This window comes from Actinacidiphila alni, assembly GCF_900112845.1.
GTDB classification, from domain to species: Bacteria; Actinomycetota; Actinomycetes; order Streptomycetales; family Streptomycetaceae; genus Actinacidiphila; species Actinacidiphila alni.
Genome location: NZ_FONG01000008.1, coordinates 195330 through 212521, shown reverse-complemented (window position 1 = coordinate 212521; position 17192 = coordinate 195330). Strand labels below are relative to the sequence as shown.

15 protein-coding genes and 1 tRNA gene are annotated in these 17192 nt (G+C 70.8%); 12 read left to right on the top strand and 4 right to left on the bottom strand.

What is annotated here, in order from left to right:
* Positions 1-30: 30 nt before the first annotated feature.
* Positions 31-564, bottom strand: coding sequence for a 5-formyltetrahydrofolate cyclo-ligase (locus BM076_RS15700; RefSeq protein ID WP_245796077.1), 534 nt, complete (start codon positions 562-564; stop codon positions 31-33).
* Positions 565-706: 142 nt separating this feature from the next.
* Between BM076_RS15700 and galU the strand changes: the two genes are divergently transcribed.
* The 8 genes from galU to BM076_RS15660 all read left to right on the top strand — a co-directional run bounded on the left by galU (position 707) and on the right by BM076_RS15660 (position 6981).
* Complete coding sequence (gene galU, locus BM076_RS15695; protein WP_093714312.1) at positions 707-1621, top strand: UTP--glucose-1-phosphate uridylyltransferase GalU; 915 nt, start codon at positions 707-709, stop codon at positions 1619-1621.
* Complete coding sequence (gene glp / locus BM076_RS15690) at positions 1618-2985, top strand: molybdotransferase-like divisome protein Glp (protein ID WP_093714149.1); 1368 nt, start codon at positions 1618-1620, stop codon at positions 2983-2985. The genes galU and glp overlap by 4 nt, the downstream gene beginning before the upstream one ends.
* Positions 2986-3100: 115 nt before the next feature.
* Positions 3101-3583, top strand: a complete 483-nt coding sequence (gene moaC / locus BM076_RS15685) for a cyclic pyranopterin monophosphate synthase MoaC (RefSeq protein ID WP_093714148.1) — start codon at positions 3101-3103, stop codon at positions 3581-3583.
* Positions 3580-4164 (top strand): MogA/MoaB family molybdenum cofactor biosynthesis protein, encoded by a 585-nt coding sequence (locus BM076_RS15680; RefSeq protein ID WP_093714147.1) that lies wholly within the window; start codon positions 3580-3582, stop codon positions 4162-4164. Before moaC ends, BM076_RS15680 begins: the two co-directional genes overlap by 4 nt.
* Entirely contained in the window at positions 4161-4781 is a 621-nt protein-coding gene (locus BM076_RS15675; RefSeq protein ID WP_177246473.1) for a GNAT family N-acetyltransferase, read from the top strand. Before BM076_RS15680 ends, BM076_RS15675 begins: the two co-directional genes overlap by 4 nt.
* 117 nt (positions 4782-4898) lie before the next feature.
* Positions 4899-5963 carry a divisome protein SepX/GlpR gene (sepX, locus tag BM076_RS15670; RefSeq protein ID WP_093714146.1) on the top strand — a complete coding sequence of 355 codons (1065 nt, stop codon included), beginning with the start codon at positions 4899-4901 and terminating at the stop codon, positions 5961-5963.
* A 97-nt stretch (positions 5964-6060) separates the two neighbouring features.
* Positions 6061-6134 (top strand) — tRNA-Ala (locus BM076_RS15665).
* 226 nt (positions 6135-6360) lie between these two features.
* Positions 6361-6981 carry a dihydrofolate reductase family protein gene (locus BM076_RS15660; RefSeq protein ID WP_093714310.1) on the top strand — a complete coding sequence of 207 codons (621 nt, stop codon included), beginning with the start codon at positions 6361-6363 and terminating at the stop codon, positions 6979-6981.
* Here the strand turns inward: BM076_RS15660 and BM076_RS15655 are convergent.
* Positions 6966-7889 carry an AEC family transporter gene (locus BM076_RS15655; RefSeq protein WP_093714145.1) on the bottom strand — a complete coding sequence of 308 codons (924 nt, stop codon included), beginning with the start codon at positions 7887-7889 and terminating at the stop codon, positions 6966-6968. The genes BM076_RS15660 and BM076_RS15655 overlap by 16 nt on opposite strands.
* A 270-nt stretch (positions 7890-8159) precedes the next feature.
* On the opposite strand from BM076_RS15655, the gene BM076_RS15650 reads away from it, so the two are divergent.
* From BM076_RS15650 to BM076_RS15635, 4 genes are all read left to right on the top strand, one after another.
* Positions 8160-8807, top strand: a complete 648-nt coding sequence (locus BM076_RS15650; protein WP_093714144.1) for a GTP cyclohydrolase II — start codon at positions 8160-8162, stop codon at positions 8805-8807.
* Positions 8808-8930: 123 nt separating this feature from the next.
* Positions 8931-9527 (top strand): TetR/AcrR family transcriptional regulator, encoded by a 597-nt coding sequence (locus tag BM076_RS15645; RefSeq protein ID WP_093714143.1) that lies wholly within the window; start codon positions 8931-8933, stop codon positions 9525-9527.
* A 174-nt stretch (positions 9528-9701) separates the two neighbouring features.
* A complete protein-coding gene (locus BM076_RS15640; protein WP_093714142.1) occupies positions 9702-11927 on the top strand; it encodes an MMPL family transporter in 2226 nt (741 codons plus the stop codon).
* 166 nt (positions 11928-12093) lie between these two features.
* Positions 12094-14850, top strand: coding sequence for a YfhO family protein (locus tag BM076_RS15635; protein WP_093714141.1), 2757 nt, complete (start codon positions 12094-12096; stop codon positions 14848-14850).
* 32 nt (positions 14851-14882) lie between these two features.
* Here the strand turns inward: BM076_RS15635 and BM076_RS15630 are convergent, their stop codons facing one another.
* Together BM076_RS15630 and BM076_RS15625 are read right to left on the bottom strand one after the other, a co-directional pair.
* Positions 14883-15488, bottom strand: a complete 606-nt coding sequence (locus BM076_RS15630) for a methylated-DNA--[protein]-cysteine S-methyltransferase (RefSeq protein ID WP_093714140.1) — start codon at positions 15486-15488, stop codon at positions 14883-14885.
* The gene (locus tag BM076_RS15625) at positions 15485-16993 is read right to left on the bottom strand and encodes a DNA-3-methyladenine glycosylase 2 family protein (RefSeq protein ID WP_322935632.1); all 1509 of its coding nucleotides are present in this window, start codon (positions 16991-16993) and stop codon (positions 15485-15487) included. Before BM076_RS15625 ends, BM076_RS15630 begins: the two co-directional genes overlap by 4 nt.
* Between the last annotated feature and the right edge of the window lie 199 nt (positions 16994-17192).

Here is a 17192-nt window from a genome sequence, read left to right as displayed (position 1 = left end):
AGGTGACGGAAAACTCGTCCGCGAAAGACGTCACCTGGTGAAGCGGTGTACCCCTTCGGGGGTGACCGCCACGTTGACGGGGTGGTCATGCGGCTCCTGAGGGACGCTCTCGACCACCTCGTGCGCGTAGAGGAGCACCATAAGGAGCGGATTTACGGCGGCCTCCCGCAGCCGCCGCAGGACCCGGTCGTACGATCCGCCGCCGCGGCCCAGGCGGACGCCGTGGGTGTCCACGGCGAGGCCCGGCAGCAGGACCGCGCGCGCCCGGGTGACGGCCTGCGGGCCGAGGAGCGGGCCGGTCGGCTCGAAGAGGCCGCGCTCGGTGCGGCGCAAGGTGGCGGCGCCTTCGTATTCCGCCCAGTCCAGATCGTTGTCGTCGAGCAGGACGGGCAGCAGGACGCGGGTGCCGGCCCGGCGCAGCGATTCGATCAGCTCCCTGGTGCCGGGTTCGGTGCCCATGGAGACGTAGGCGGCGACCGGGCCGGGGGGTGCGACTTCCGGCAGGTCGCGTACGGCGCGGAGGACGGCGGCGGACGCAGTGTCGCGTTCGGCGGCCGTCATCATGCGCCTGGTGTGCAGAAGATGCGTCCGCAGTCGCGTCTTCCGTTCGCCGGCCTCGCTCGTACCACACATAACCGTCGCCTATCCGTCACAACCTGCCGGACCATCGTCTTCGGGCGAATACACGCCCGCTATGGTGCACGGCATGACGCAAACACATCCCCGTACCCGGATCAGCAAGGCTGTCATCCCTGCGGCCGGTCTCGGTACCCGCTTTCTCCCGGCGACCAAGGCGACGCCGAAGGAAATGCTGCCCGTGGTCGACAAACCGGCGATCCAGTACGTGGTCGAGGAAGCCGTGTCCGCACAGCTCTCCGATGTGCTCATGATCACGGGACGCAACAAGCGTGCCCTTGAGGACCATTTCGACCGCAACTACGAGCTGGAGGAGGCGCTCACCCGCAAGGGTGACGAGTCCCGGCTCGCCGCGGTCCGCGAGTCCAGCGGTCTCGCGACCATGCACTACGTGCGCCAGGGCGACCCGAAGGGGCTCGGCCACGCGGTGCTGTGCGCGGAGCCGCACGTCGGTGACCAGCCGTTCGCGGTGCTGCTCGGTGACGACCTCATCGATCCCCGTGACCCGCTGCTGGCGCGCATGGTGGAGGTGCAGGAACGACACGGCGGCAGCGTCGTCGCGCTCATGGAGGTGGACCCGTCGCAGATCCACCTCTACGGGTCTGCCGCCATAGAGCCGACGAACGATGACGACGTGGTGCGCGTCACCGACCTCGTGGAGAAGCCGAACCGCGACCAGGCGCCGTCGTCGTACGCGGTGATCGGACGCTATGTGCTCGACCCGGCCGTGTTCGACGTGCTCAAGAAGACCGAGCCGGGCCGCGGCGGCGAGATTCAGCTCACCGACGCGTTGCGCGAACTGTCGCACAGCGACGAGACCGGCGGCCCGGTGCACGGGGTGGTGTTCAAGGGGAGGCGTTACGACACCGGTGACCGCGCGGACTATCTGCGTGCGATTGTCCGACTGGCATGCGAACGTGATGACCTGGGGCCCGATTTCCGGACCTGGCTGCGTTCGTACGTCACCGAGGAGATGCAAGAGTGAGTCATGACGTCGACCGGGTGTGGTCCGTCTCCGAACATCTCGACAGCATCCTGGGGCAATTGACCCCGTTGGAGCCGATCGAGCTGCAACTCCTCGACGCACAGGGCTGTGTACTGGTCGAGGACGTCACGGTGCCGGTCGCGCTGCCGCCGTTCGAGAACAGCTCGATGGACGGTTACGCCGTACGGGTGGCGGACACCGAGGCGGCGACCGAGGAACACCCGGCGGTGCTGGAGGTCGTCGGTGACGTGGCGGCGGGCAGTGGCGAACTGCCCACGGTGGGCCCCGGTCAGGCCGCCAGGATCATGACAGGCGCCCCGCTGCCGCCTGGTGCGGAGGGCATCGCACCGGTGGAGTGGACCGACGGCGGCACCGGTGGCGGGCCGGCGACGACGATGGCCGCGCACAGCACCGACCCGTCCGGCGCGGCCGGCGAGGTGCGGGTGCACCGGCCCGTGCGGCAAGGGGAATTCGTACGCGAGCGCGGCAGTGATGTGGCGGCGGGGGAGCTGGCACTGGCCGCCGGTACGATTCTCGGCCCGGCGCAGATCGGGCTGCTCGCGGCGATCGGGCGCGGCACCGTCAAGGTGCGGCCGCGGCCCAGGGTGGTCGTGGTGTCCACCGGCAGTGAGTTGATGCAACCGGGTGAGGAGCTCGCCGCCGGTCGGATTTATGACTCCAACAGTTTCGCGCTGACCGCCGCCGCGCGTGCCGCCGGTGCGATCGCGTACCGCGTGGGCGCTGTCGCCGACGAGGTGGAGACGCTGCGCGCGACCATCGAGGACCAGCTCATCCGCGCCGACATCATCGTCACCAGCGGCGGGGTGAGTGTCGGCGCGTACGACGTGGTCAAGGAGGCGCTGTCGTCGATCTCCGACGGTAGTGAGGACGTGGCCGTCAACACCGCGGACGGTAGCGACCTCGGGCAGGGTGACACTCCCGCGCCGGGTGGATTTGTCGACTTCCGCAAGCTCGCGATGCAACCGGGCAAGCCGCAGGGCTTCGGACGGATCGGCCCCGACCGCACCCCGCTGCTCGCGCTGCCCGGCAATCCGGTGAGCGCGTATGTGTCCTTCGAGCTGTTCGTCCGACCCGCGATCCGCACACTCATGGGTGCCGGTTCCGTGCACCGGGAGGTCGTGCGCGCCACCTGTGTCACCGCGATCGAGCGGTCGCCGGAAGGAAGGCGGCAGTTTCTGCGCGGTCACTACAACCGGGCGGCCGGTACGGTCACGCCGGTCGGCGGTTCCGGATCGCATCTGGTGCGGGCGCTCGCACACGCCGACGCGCTGATCGTCGTACCGGAGGCCGACACGTCGGTGGCGGCCGGCGCGAACGTCGAAGTGGTCGTACTGGAGGGCTAGCCGGGGCGGACGGCCGGCCCGCCGACGGTTCGCGCGCACAACGGCGCGGACCGGCGGGTCGGGCGCGGCCCCCTGCCGGTACGGTGTCTGCCCAAGAGACCGCATCGGGAGAACGATGAGCAGCGCGCAGCAGCACCTCACCCACCTCGACGAGGCCGGAGCGGCCCGCATGGTGGACGTCTCCGCCAAGGACGTCACCGCGCGCACGGCCAGGGCGACGGGCCGCGTCCTGGTCAGCGCCGCCGTGATCGACCTTCTGCGCGGCGCCGGGGTACCGAAGGGTGACGCGATCGCCACGGCGCGGATCGCCGGCATCATGGGCGCCAAGCGCACCCCCGACCTGATCCCGTTGTGTCACCCGTTGGCCGTCTCCGGTGTGACAGTCGACCTGGTGGTCGCCGACGACGCCGTGGAGATCGCCGCCACGGTGAAGACGACCGACCGCACCGGGGTGGAGATGGAGGCGCTGACCGCGGTCAGTGTCGCCGCGCTCACCGTCGTCGACATGGTGAAGGCCGTCGACAAGGCGGCCGTCATCACCGATGTGCGGGTCGAGGAGAAGACCGGCGGCAAGTCCGGCGACTGGCACCGCGGATGACCGGCCACCAGGCTGAGCGCCGGTCGTTGCGCGCCCTCGCCGTGACCGCGTCCAACCGGGCGTCCGCAGGCGTGTACGAGGACCGCGGCGGCCCGCTGATCGTCGCCGGCCTGCGGGACCTCGGCTTCACCGTCGACGGTCCGCGGGTGGTGCCCGACGGCGAGCCCGTCGGCGTGGCGCTGCGGGAGGCGGCGGAGGCCGCGTACGACGTGGTGGTCACCACCGGCGGCACCGGTATCTCGCCGACGGACCGCACGCCCGAGGTCACCCGGGCGCTGCTGGACTACGAGATCCCCGGCATCGCGGAGGCGATCCGGGCGGCGGGCCGGGAGAAGGTGCCGACCGCCGCGCTCTCCCGTGGCGTCGCCGGGGTGTGCGGACGCACTCTGGTGGTGAACCTTCCTGGTTCCAGCGGAGGGGTGAAGGACGGCCTCGCCGTACTCGCGCCGCTCCTGGCGCACGCCGTCGACCAGATCCACGGCGGCGATCACCCGAACAATGATCATCCGAACGACGATCACCTGAATGATGACCACCCGAAGGGTGATCATCCGACTTCAGTCCCTGGGAGACCGAGCTGAACGGGACCTGGCCGGTCGAATTGGTGGACGGTGACATCACCCTCCGCCCGATCCGGATGCGTGACCAGCGCGCCTGGCGCGAGGTCAACCGGCGCAACCGTGACTGGCTGCGTCCCTGGGAGGCGACCGTACCGCCCGCCCCGCCCGGCCATGTGGCACAGCGCCCCACGTACCGTCAGATGGTGCGGCACCTGCGTTCGGAGGCGAGTGCCGGCCGGATGCTGCCGTTCGTCATCGACTATCAGGGGCGGCTCGCGGGTCAACTCACCGTCGCCGGCATCACCTGGGGGTCGATGTGCTCGGCGCACGTCGGCTACTGGGTCGACGAGGCGGTCGCCGGGCGCGGGGTGATGCCGACGTCGGTGGCGCTCGCCGTCGACCACTGCTTCCGGCGGGTCGGCCTGCACCGTATCGAGGTGTGCATTCGCCCGGAGAACGGTCCCAGCCGCCGGGTGGCCGAAAAGCTCGGTTTCCGTGAAGAGGGGCTGCGCCCGCGTTATCTGCATATCGACGGTGGTTGGCGGGACCATCTGGTGTACGCGCTGACGGCGGAGGAAGTCCCCGAGGGGCTGCTGAACCGCTGGCGGCAGGCCAGGCCGGGAACCCCGCAGAAATAAAACCTTTGTTCGAAAGTGAAGCCAATCGCAAAAAAATCTCGGCATATCAGCCAGATCGTGCGACACACCGGGCCAAATTGCGTATGGCGTGTCTCGATCACCCCTACCGTGTAACGCGTGAGCAGTAGTGGCCTCATCTACGCAGTCATCGTCGGGGCCTGGGCTGCCTATCTGGTGCCCATGTGGCTCCGTAGGCAGGATGAGCTCAACGAAGCGCGTCCGACGGAACGCTTCAGCACCGCCATCCGGCTCCTGTCCGGGCGGGCGGCGATGGAGCGGCGTGTCGCGAAGGCGCGAGGTGAGAGCGTCGAACCCGCGGAGGACGAAGCCGACGACGCATCCGAGGACGATCTCACCGCGTCGGTGGACGTCCGCGGGCTCGCCGTGCCCGCGACCGAGGTGCGGCCGGGCGTGCTCCAGCAGGGCGCGCACACCGGCCCCGGCGCCCGCGGCGCGCAACACCCCGCGCACAGCGGCCACGGCGCACCCGGTACGCGATCCGGCGTGCCCAATCCGCGCGCCAAGGTGCTGGCCCGCCGCCGCCGTACCACCACACTGCTCTTCCTCGCCTTCACCGTCGGCGCCATCGCGGCGGCCGTCGGCGGCTTCGCGCTGCTCTGGGCGCCCGCGATCCCGGCCGTACTGCTGACCATCTACATCGGCCAGATGCGGCGCCAGGAGCGGCGCCGTTTCGAGGTCCGCATCGACCAGCAGCACGCCGCCGAAGCCGCGCGCAGGTTGCGGGCACGTCCCGCACCCGCCGCCGCCGAGGAACCGCAGCCGGCTCCCGCGCAGCGGTCCGCGCCCGCCCCCTCGTCGCGGACGGCCGACCGGCGCGCGCTTGTCGAGCAGACCGACCACGCCGAATGGGTCGACCAGCAGCGTGCGCAGCAGAGTGACGACGACGGCTGGGAGCCCGTACCCGTTCCGCTCCCCACCTATGTGACGGCCCCGGTCGCCCCCCGCACCCCGGGGGGCATCGATCCCGGCGCGCCCGACACCTGGAGCTCCGCGCGGTCCGGTACCGCCGCGCCCGAGGCCGCCCCCGCGGCTCCGGAGCGGCCCGCCGCACCGGCCGCGCCCCAGCCGCAGTCGCGCCGGCCCCGCCCGCGTACGCCCCGTACGCCGCTCTTCGACCAGTACGCCGACCCCTCCGAACGGCCCCGCGCCGCCAACGAGTAGCGCCGCCAAGGCTCCCGGGCGCGCGGTCGTGCCCGGACCAGCGCGAATCGCGTTCACGACCACCCGTCCCGGGATGCTAGAGTTTTCCTCGTTGCAAGGGCCTGTGGCGCAGTCCGGTAGCGCACCTCGTTCGCATCGAGGGGGTCAGGGGTTCGAATCCCCTCAGGTCCACCGCAGCATGATTCTTGAGTTCGCTCAGGAATGGTGACGAGAGCCCGTCCGATCATCTGATCGGGCGGGCTCTTCGTCGTTGTGGGGCCGGCCGGCGTGCCGCGCGATTCCGGGGCTGCTCGGTCACCGGTGTCCGGTGGGCCTCGGCGAGGGGCGCGGAGGGCCGTGCGGGTGGGGTGACCTGCGGGGGAGCCGGATTGTCAGTGGTGGGTGGCAGGGTGTGGGCGTGACCAGGACTCAGTACTACACGGCGACCACGGTCGACGGATTCCTCGCTGACGAGCGGAATTCGCTGGACTGGCTATTCGAGGTGGAGACGGAACCGGGGGCGGAATTCGAGCGGTTCATCGCGGGGATCGGGGCGATGGCGATGGGGGCGACGACCTATCGCTGGGTGTTGGAGCACGAAAAGGTGGTGGAGCGGCCGGAGGAGTGGCGGAAGTACTACGGGGAGCGGCCGTGCTGGGTGTTCACGCACCGGACGGATCTGCCGGTGGTGCCGGGGGTGGACATCCGGTTCGTGCAGGGGGATGTGCGGCCGGTGTACGAGGAGATGGTCGCGGCCGTGCGGGACGGCAGCGACCGCAGCAGGGGGTACGGGGAGAACGTGTGGCTGCTCGGCGGCGGTGAGTTGGTCGGGCAGTTCGCGGACGAAGGGCTGCTGGACGAGATCATCCTCGGGGTGGCGCCGGTGACGCTGGGGGCGGGCGCGCCGCTGCTGCCGCGGCGGATCGACGGGGGCCGGATGCGGCTGACGGGGGTGCGGCAGGAGGGTCAGTTCGCGTATCTGACGTACGAGGTGGGGCCGCCGGCCGGCGCGCGGGACGGGGCTCAGCCGAGCACGTAGGCGATCAGGGTGAGGGTGACCATCGACAGGAGGGTGGTCAGCAGGACGGTGTCGCGGGGGAGATCGGTGGCGAGGCGGTATTCGGAGGCGTAGATGAAGGCGTTCTGCGCGGTGGGCAGTCCGGCGCACAACACCACCGCGAAGAGCGCGTGGCCGGACAGGGAGAAGGCGTAGCGCGCCAGCAGATAGGCCAGCAGGGGGTGGACGACGGTCTTGAGGGCGACCAGGAGGCGGCGTTCGGCGCGCGCGGCCGGGGTGGGGCGGGACCGGGCGTGCAGGGACATGCCGAGGGCGAAGAGCGCGGACGGTACGCCCGCGCCGCCGAGGAGTTGGACGGGGGAGACGACTTCGTCGGGCAGGGTCAGGCCGGTGGCGGCGACCAGCAGGCCCGCGGCGGAGGCGGCGATCACCGGGTTGCGGAAGGGCAGTCGGAGCATGCGCGACCATGCGTCGCCGACGCCGCGGTGGGTGTCGAGGTCGATGAGGATCAGGATCAGCGGGGTGACGAAGAGCATCTGGAAGAGCGCGGCGGCGACGATGAAGGACGTGTCGTGCAGGACGTGCACGGCGACGGGGATACCGAGGTTGGCGGAGTTGACGTAGGAGGCGCACATCGCGCCGATCGCCTGGTCGGCCTGGCGGTGCCGGAAGATCCGGCGGCCGGCGGCCAGGGCGGCGGCGAAGACGATGAGCAGGCTGAGCGCGAACACGCCGACGGCCGCGGTGGCGAGGTCGCCGATGTGGGACCTGGACATCGTCAGGAACAGCAGCGACGGCATGGCGAAGGTGAAGGCGAACCGGCCGAGTACGGTCTGCGCCTGGTCGCCGAGCAGGTCGAAGCGGGCGGCCGCCCAGCCGAGGGCGGTGATGACCCAGATGGGCAGGAAGCCGGCGAGTACGGCGTGCACCGTTAGTGCGCCGGGACCGTGCTGCTGGCGGCGGTGCCCCGCCTGTTCGCGCTCGGCCTGCCCGCGCCCGCCCTGCCCGCTGCCGCTGCCGTGTTTCTGGTCCCCGTCACCGCGTCAGCATGCCGGACCGGCGGACGGCAGGGGTGAGCGGGGTCGAAGCGGGCGGCCAAGGCGACGGGTTGGCGTGACCTGGGTCACATATCGCCGCGGGGGAAATAATCCGACCGGCGAAAGAGCTTGATGTTTCAAGATCTTATGAGGGGGTCACCCATGTCGGTCAACGCATACGAGGGTGGCGGCAATCCGCTGCCCGTCGCCGATGTCCGCACCAAGGTGCGGGTGCCGCTGAGGTTCCCCGACGGGTGGGGGACGACCGCGGACGTATTCACCTTCACCGGTTTGGCGGACGGCAAGGAGCATTTGGCGCTGGGGCTCGGCGACTACGCGAACGCCGGCACGCCGCTGGTGCGGCCGCACTCGGAGTGCCTGACGGGGGACGTCTTCGGTTCCGAGCGCTGCGACTGCGGCCCGCAGTTGCGCGAGGCGGTGGAGCGGATCACGCGGACAGGCGGTTATCTGCTCTACCTGCGCCAGGAGGGCCGGGGCATCGGCCTGTACGCGAAGCTCGACGCGTACGCGCTGCAGGACGACGGCCTCGACACGTACGAGGCGAATCTCGCGCTCGGGCGCGGCGAGGACGAGCGGGACTACACCGCGGCGGCGCAGATGCTGACCGCGCTCGGCGTCGGCCGGATCCGGCTGCTGAGCAACAACCCGGACAAGGCGCTGCAACTGACCGCACTCGGCACGGAGGTGGTCGAGCGGATCCCGACCGGCGTCCATGTGTCGGACGCCAATGTCCGCTACCTGCGGGCGAAGGTCGAGCACACCGGGCACACGCTGGCGCTTCCCGCCTGACCCTCCCGGAGGGGTTGAGCGTCACGCACGTGATACGGCCCACGATCGAAACGGTGGCGTTTCGATCGTGGGCCGTCTATGGTTATGTGTACGACATCGTTTCGACACGGAGGGCAGGGCGACATGACGGCTGAGGCAACCGCCACGCGTCGTACGCGCCTGACCCCCGAGCGCGAGCGGGAACTCTACGCGGCGGTCGTCGAACTGCTGCGGGAGGTCGGCTACGAAGCGCTGACGATGGACGCGGTCGCGACCCGTACGCGGTCCAGCAAGGCCACCCTCTACCGCCAGTGGAAGGGCAAGCCGGAACTCGTCGCCACCGCGCTGCGGCACTCCAAGCCGGTGTCCGCCGCGGACATCGACACCGGATCGCTCAGCGGCGACCTGCACGAGATCATCCGCTGTCACGACGAGGCGGAGACCAAGCGGGACCAGGAACTCATGCGGGGGCTCGCGCACGCGGCCTTCCAGAACGAGGACCTGTTCCGGGCGCTGCGCGAGCTGCTGATCGAGCCGGAGCTGGAGAATTTCCGTGCCATGGTGCAACGCGCCGTGGACCGCGGTGAACTGGCCGCGGACAATCCGGCCCGCGAATTCGTGCCGCACCTGCTGTTCGGGGGCGCACTGGCGCGTCCCATCATCGAGGGCGTCGACCCCGACCCCGACTTCTCGCACAGATACATCGACGCGGTGGTCGTCCCCGCCCTGCGTCTGTCGTGACGAGTCCTTCATGACGAAGACCGGACAACTGCTTCATGCCCGCATGCCTGTAATTCCTTAACTCTCACCGCACTTACATCACGCGTCACCGCTCCACCTGACACGCCGCTCTCGTCGTCGGGCTGGTTCCTCACGCCCACTTTCCGACCCTTCCTGACGGGAGCCCACGCCCTCATGGCCACATTTCTCTACAAGCTGGGACGGTTCGCCTTCCGGCGACGGCGATTCGTCGTACTGATCTGGGTGGCGTTGCTGGCGCTCGCCGGGGTCGGCGCCGCGACCGCGCCGTCCGCGCCGAGCGACAACTTCACCGTCCCGGGCACCGAGGCGCAGCAGGCGTTCGACCTGCTGCACGAACGTTTCCCCGGCACCAATGCCGACGGTGCCAGTGCGCGCATGGTCTTCCAGGCTCCCGATGGTCAGAAAATCACCGCGGGGCCGAACAAGGCGGCCGTCGAGAAGGTGCTCGACGAGCTGAAGCACACGCCGCAGAAGGCGACCGTCGCCGACCCGTTCGCCGTCGGCGGCGACGCGGTCAGCAAGGACGGTACGACGGCGTACACGTCGGTCAGTTACACCGCCAAGTCGACCGACATCACCGATGCCACGCACACCGCGATCAAGGACGCGGCGCAGCACGGCAGGGACGCCGGGCTGACGGTGGAGACCGGTGGTACGGCGCTGGAGGCGTCACCCGAGACCGGCAACAGTGAGATCATCGGTGTGGGCATCGCGGCCGTGGTGCTTTTGATCACGTTCAGTTCCTTGGTGGCCGCAGGGCTGCCGCTGCTCACCGCGATCATGGGTGTCGGTATCGGCATCGCGGCCATCACCGCGCTCGCCAGCACGCTCGGCCTGTCCAGTACGTCGTCCACGCTCGCGTCGATGATCGGACTGGCGGTCGGTATCGACTACGCGTTGTTCATCGTGTCGCGGCACCGGCATGAACTCATGGAGGGCCGTGACGGTGAGGACGCGGCCGGACGCGCGGTCGGCACCGCGGGCTCCGCGGTGGTCTTCGCGGGCCTGACCGTACTCATCGCGCTCGCCGGTCTCGCCGTGGTCAACATCCCGATGCTGACCAAGATGGGCCTGGCCGCGGCGGCGACCGTCGCGATCGCCGTGCTCATCGCGCTCACCCTGATCCCCGCGCTGCTCGGTTTCGCCGGCCCCAAGGTGCTCACCCGCAAGGTGCGAAAGGGCCGGGCCGGTCACAGCGACAAGCCCAACATGGGGACCCGCTGGGCGCGGCTGATCGTCCGCCGCCGGGTGCCGTTCCTGATCGCCGGTGTCGTCGCGCTGGGATTGGCCGCTATTCCGATGAGCAGCATGGAGCTGGGGCTGCCGGACGACGGTTCGCAGCCGGTGAGTACCACGCAGCGCAAGGCGTACGACATGCTGTCGGACGGCTTCGGGCCCGGCTTCAACGGGCCGCTGATGGTCGTGGTCGACGCCGGTTCCAGCGACAATCCGAAGGCCGCCGTCGACCAGGTGAAGACGACGATCTCCGGCTTCTCGGACGTTAAAAGTGTTAATGACCCGGCGTTCAACACCAAGGGTGACACCGCCACCCTGTCGGTGGTGCCGGATTCCAAGCCCAGCAGCACGCAGACCGAGGACCTGGTGCACGCGATCCGCGGTCATCAGGGTGAGTTCACCGACGAGACCGGTGCGCAGGTGCTGGTCACCGGTACGACCGCGATGAACATCGATGTGTCGCAGAAGCTGAACGACGCGCTCGTGCCGTATCTGGCGCTGGTGGTCGGACTCGCGTTCCTGCTGCTGATGATCGTATTCCGGTCGGTGCTGGTGCCGCTGAAGGCCGCGCTCGGCTTCCTGCTGTCGGTGCTCGCCGCGCTCGGCGCGGTCGTGGCCGTCTTCCAATGGGGATGGCTGTCCGGTCTGATGGGCGTTGAGCAGACCGGTCCGATCATGAGCATGATGCCGATCTTCATGATCGGTGTGGTTTTCGGACTGGCGATGGACTACGAGGTCTTCCTGGTCACCCGTATGCGTGAGGCGTACGTCCACGGGGAGACGCCGGGTCAAGCGGTCGTCACCGGATTCACCCATGGTGCGCGGGTGGTGTCCGCCGCCGCGGTCATCATGATCAGCGTCTTCGCCGGCTTCATCGGCTCCTCCGAGTCGATGATCAAGATGATGGGCTTCGGGCTCGCGATCGCGGTCGCCTTCGACGCGTTCATCGTTCGTATGACCATCGTTCCCGCGGTGCTGGCGCTGCTCGGCCGGTCCGCCTGGTGGCTGCCGCGCTGGCTCGACCGCGCGCTGCCCAACGTCGACGTCGAAGGTGAGCAGCTCCGCAAGAACCTCGGCGACGGTTCGGACGAGGCCGGCGCCGAGGGGCCGGTGGAGGAGGAGTTCGAGCCCGTCCGGGTGTGACCCGAGCGCGCGGTGCGATCGTCGGATCATGCGCCCGTCCGGCTGCCTTCGGGCACCGGGCGGGCGTTCGACGTTCACCTTGAGGTCGGCGGAATGATGCATTCCCGTTCGCCACAAGTGTCTAGTATCTGGCGACCTTCACTGAACATGCGCACCGGGGGAACCGATGGCACCTCTGCAAGTCCCTCCGGGTACGGCCGAGCGGGCGCGGGCGGTGCTCCTCGCGGCCCGCACGCGGGCCGCGCTGCTGGCCGCGTGCATCGCGGCCCTCGCCTTCTGCGTCGGTGACGCCGTCGCCGGCAGTTACCCCTTCGGCTCGCGCACGCGCAGCGTCAACGACCTGGGCAACCAGTTCGTCCCGTACCACGCGCACCTGTGGGACCTGCTGCACGGAACCGCCGACGGCGGGCTGTTCCTCAACTGGCAGTCCGGTTACGGCAGCAGCTTCCTGCCGGACCTCGGCACGTACGTCTCCAGCCCCTTCGCGCTGCTGGTCGCCTTCTTCCCGCGCGACCGGATCGACCTGGCCGTCTACGCGGTCACCGTCCTGAAGATCGCCGCCGCCGCCGCGGCGATGGCCGTGCTGCTGCTTGCGCTGCGCCCCGGCCGCTGGTGGGCGGCGGGCGCGCTCGGCGCCTCGTACGCGCTGTGCGGCTGGACGCTGATGCAGGCGTCGTACAACCCGATGTGGCTCGACGGCCTGATCGCCTTCCCGTTGATGTGCCTGGTCGCGGAGTGGGCGCGGGACGGGCGGCGGCCGTATCTGAGCGTCGTCGTGGTCGCGTTGTGCTGGATCGCGAATTTCTACACCGCGTACATGGCGACGATCGGCGCCGGCCTCGTCCTGATCGCCCGGCTGCTGACCGAGCGGACCGACGACCCCCGCGTACCCGGGCGTCGCGAGTGGCTTTGGGCGCTCGGCCGGGCCGCGCGCAGCACCGTCCTCGGCATCGGCCTGTCCGCGCCGCTGGTGCTGACCATCTTCAAGGGCACCAAGCTCGCCTATCCCGGTCTGGTGCAGGAGTTCCAGCCCAAGCCGTGGTCGGACCTGTTCGGCCGGATGCTCCCGGGCACGTACGGTTTCGCGACGCCGTCCACGTACGTCGACACTGTCGCGCTGCTGCTGGCCTTCGCGCTGCCCTTCCACCCTGCCGTGCCGCGCCGCACCCGTACGGTGTGGACGGTGCTCGTGCTTGCCGTCACCGCGTCCTTCCAGTGGAAGCCGACGCATCTGCTGTGGCACGCCTTCTCCACACCCAACGGCAGCGCGTACCGCGAGACGTTCGTCCTCAGCGGCATGATGGTGATCGCCGGATGGTTCGCCTTCGCGCACGGCCTGCCCGGACGGCGTCAACTGGCGTGGGCCACCGGTGTGATGGCGGCGCTGGTGGCCGTCACCCGCTGGGGCGCCGACGAGGGCGTGACGGGCGACGGCACGTATCCGCTGCTCGCCATCGGGCTGGTGGCCACGCTCGGCGCCCTGTTGCTGCTGCGGTGGGCGGCCGACCGCGAGGCGGGTACGGGCGGCGGTACGGGTCCAGGTCCGGACGTGCCGTCAACCACGCAAAAGGGCAAGGGGCTTGGCAGTCTGCGGGCCGGGACCGTGACCGGAGTCGCCGCGCTGCCCGTCGTCCTGGCCGCGCTCCTGCTGATCGGCACGCAGATCGGCCAGTCGGCGATGTCCAACGCCTGGGCGACCAGGAAGCGGTTGACGACGATGGACGACTACGGCCAGTGGGGCCGGCGGCAGACGTACGAGCACGACGCCGTCGAGAAGGCCGACGGCTGGCCCGCGTACCGCACCGACCCCGGACGTGAACAGACCGTCGGCAACGACCCGTTGATGGTCGACGGCCAGGGCGCCCAGTACTACAGCAGCCTCACCGCCGACACCTGGACCAAGACGCTGATGGCGCTCGGCGGCGGCTGGACCTCGCGCGGCCGGTCGCTGCAGAGCCTCGACAATCCGGTGACCGACGTCATCTTCTCGGTCGGCGCCCGCGTCCACTCGCTGCCCGACCCGCACCAGGACCATGTGAACCCGCCGCCGGACGTGCCGCCGACCGTCACCCGGCAGCAGGTGCCGCCGCTGGTGACGATGCGGAACGCCGCGCCCGCCGGACGCTACGGCATCTCGCCCTTCCGCAATCAGGAGTTGCTGCTCGGCTCCGCCGTCTACCGCACCCCCGACACCCAACTGCACGACAGCGAAGGCGCGTTGCAGCACCCCACCCCGAAGGGCTACCGGATCCACGGCGCCAGGACCAAGCCGCTGTCCAGCACCTACCGGATCACCGCGTCCTGCCCGACGGACAGTCAGGTCTACTTCTCCGCACCGGACTTCAAGGGCCGGGTGACGCTGCCGGGAGCCGCGCCGGTCGACTTCCTCGGCCGCATGCCCACCCACCGGGCCGTCGTCCAGCGGCTCGGCAAGGTGCCGGGCCACGGCGGCCGGTTCACCTTCGCCGTGCGGGCGGTGGAGTCCGGCATGCTCTCCACCAACGGCGTCGGCTGCCTCGATCCGGCCAGGCTCGCCGCCGCCGAGCGCCGGCTCGCCGCCGGCGCGCCCACCGGCATCCATGTGACGGACGACGGCGTCAGCGCCAAGCTCCCCGCGGGCGCGCACGGTTACGCGGTCGTCGCGGCCCCGGCCATCAAGGGCTGGATCTGCTCGACGAACAACGGCCCGTCGCGCCCGGCGCACTCCTACCTCGGCCTGATCTCCGTGCCGGTCACCGCCGGCGCCACATCCGTCTCCTGCTCCTTCACCCCGCCCGGGCTGCACCTGGGCGAGGCGATCGGCGGCGCCTCGCTGCTCGGTGTCGCCGCGATCGCCGCCCTCGGCTGGTGGCGCGGACGCCGCCGCCCGGAGGAGGACGGCGGCGCCGAGCCCGTACGGCAGGAGCCCGCCGCGCTGGTCTAAAGCTGAGCCCCAGCACGGCTGTTGAGGGCACGTCACATCAGCGTCGGCTGCGAGACGCCGCGCTCCAGGCCGAGCAGGATGCGCTTGCGCGGCAGGCCGCCGCCGTAGCCGGTGAGGTCGCCGCCGGCACCGATGACGCGGTGGCACGGCACGATGATGCTGACCGGATTCCGGCCGTTGGCCAGGCCCACCGCGCGGGAGGCGGTGGGATTGCCCAGCATCGCGGCGAGTTGGCCGTACGAGCGGGTCTCGCCGTACGGGATGTCGCGCAGCGCCGCCCAGACGCGTTGCTGGAAGGGCGTGCCGGACACCGACAACGGCAGGTCGAATTCGGTGAGTTCGCCCGCGAAGTAGGCGTCGAGCTGGGTCTTCGCGGCGGTGAACACGGGCCGGTCGTCCTCGCGCGGCCCGAAGGTCTCGAACGGCGGCCGGTGCCGGTGCTCGGTCATGTAGAGGTGGCTGAGCGCGTCACCGCGGGCGACGAGGGTGAGTTCGCCGCACGGACTGTCGATGACCGTGTGGACGGTCTCCGGCTCGACGGTGGTGTCGGAAGCCGTGCCGGGATTAGTACCGGGGTTTGTGCTGCGAGTCGCGCCGACCGTCGTGCCGGAGGCCGCGGGAATCGATGAGGTGTTCATGAGTGTGAAGTGCCTTCCGTCATGGGGGTGTTGCCGGGCAGGACGTTGATGGGGTGGTCGCCGGTCGCCCACAGGTACTGGGTGGCGTAGGCGCGCCACGGCGACCAGGCGGCGGAGTGCCGCGTCAGGGCGGCCGGGGTGGTGGGCAGCCCGAGATCGCGGGCGGCGTACCGCACACCGAGGTCGGTGGCCAGGAACGCGTCCGGGTCGCCGAGCGCCCGCATCGCGATCGTCTCGACCGTCCACGGCCCGAAGCCGGGCAGCGCGGACAGCCGGTCCCGGGCCCGCGCCCAGTCGCTGCCGACGTCGAGGTCCAACTCGCCGTCCACCAGCGCCCGTACGAGTGCGGCCAGGGTGTTTCTGCGGGTCTGCGGCATCGCCAGCGCCGCCGGATCGAGGCCGGCGAGTGCTTCGGGCGACGGGAAGAGGTGGGTGAGGCCGCCCGCCGGATCGGTGACGGTCTCGCCGTGCGCGACCACCAGCCGGGCCGCGTGCGTACGGGCCGCCGCCGTCGAGATCTGCTGCCCGAGGACGGCGCGCACCGCGAATTCCGGCCCGTCCGTGACCCGCGGCACCCGCCGCCCCGGCGCCTTGGCGACCAGCGGCGCCAGTACCGGGTCGGCGGACAGCAGCGCGTCCACCGCCAGCGGGTCCGCGTCCAGGTCGAGCAGCCGCCGGCAGCGGCTGATCGCCTGCGCCAGATCACGCCAGTCGGCCAGCCACAACTGGCAGGCGATGTGGTCGGGTTGAGGCCGCAGCGCGACGATTCCGGTGCCGTGCGGCAGCCGGAGCGTGCGCCGGTACGCGCCCGCCCGCCACTCCTCGACGCCCGGCACCGCGGTTGCCGCGAGGTGGCCGAAGAGATTGTCCGGGGTGAGCGGGCGGCGGAAGGGCAGCCGCAGCGACAGGGTGCCGGTCCCGGCGGCCGGCCGGCCCTTGGCGACCCGGGCCCGCAGCTCGGTCGGCGACAGCGCGAAGACCTCGCGGACCGTGTCGTTGAAGGTGCGGATGCTGGCGAAACCGGCCGCGAAGGCCACCTCGCCCATCGGCAGCGCGCTCGTCTCGATCAGCAGCCGCGCGGTCTGCGCGCGCTGCGCCCGGGCCAGGGCGAGCGGTCCCGCGCCCAGTTCGGCGAGCAGTTGGCGTTCGGTCTGCCGGGCGCTGTAGCCGAGCCGGGCCGCCAGGCCGGGGACGCCCTCGCGGTCCACGACGCCGTCGGCGATCAGCCGCATCGCGCGGGCCACGAGGTCGGCCCGCTCGTTCCACTGCGGCGAGCCGGGCGTGGCGTCCGGGCGGCACCGCTTGCAGGCCCGGAAACCGGCCTGCTGCGCGGCGGCGGCGCTCGGGTAGAAGGTCATGTTCTCGGCCTTCGGCGGCACCACCGGGCAGCTCGGCCGGCAGTAGATGCGGGTCGTCAGCACCGCGGTGAAGAACCAGCCGTCGAAGCGGGCGTCCTTCGAGCGGACGGCGTGCACGCAGGAGTCGAAGTCCGGCAGGCCGGCCACCTGGCCGTCCCTGCGGTGGGCGGTGACCCGCGCGGTTTCCGGTGCCGTAGCGCCGCGGGTGGTTCCGGGTGTCGCGGCGAGCTGCGCGGTTCCGGGTGTCGCGGCGCGCGCGGGTTTCGGCGCCGTAGCGCCGCGGGTGGTTTTCGGTGCCGCGGCGCGCGCGGCGTCCGGGGCGGGGCCCGTGCCCGGCGCGGTGTCC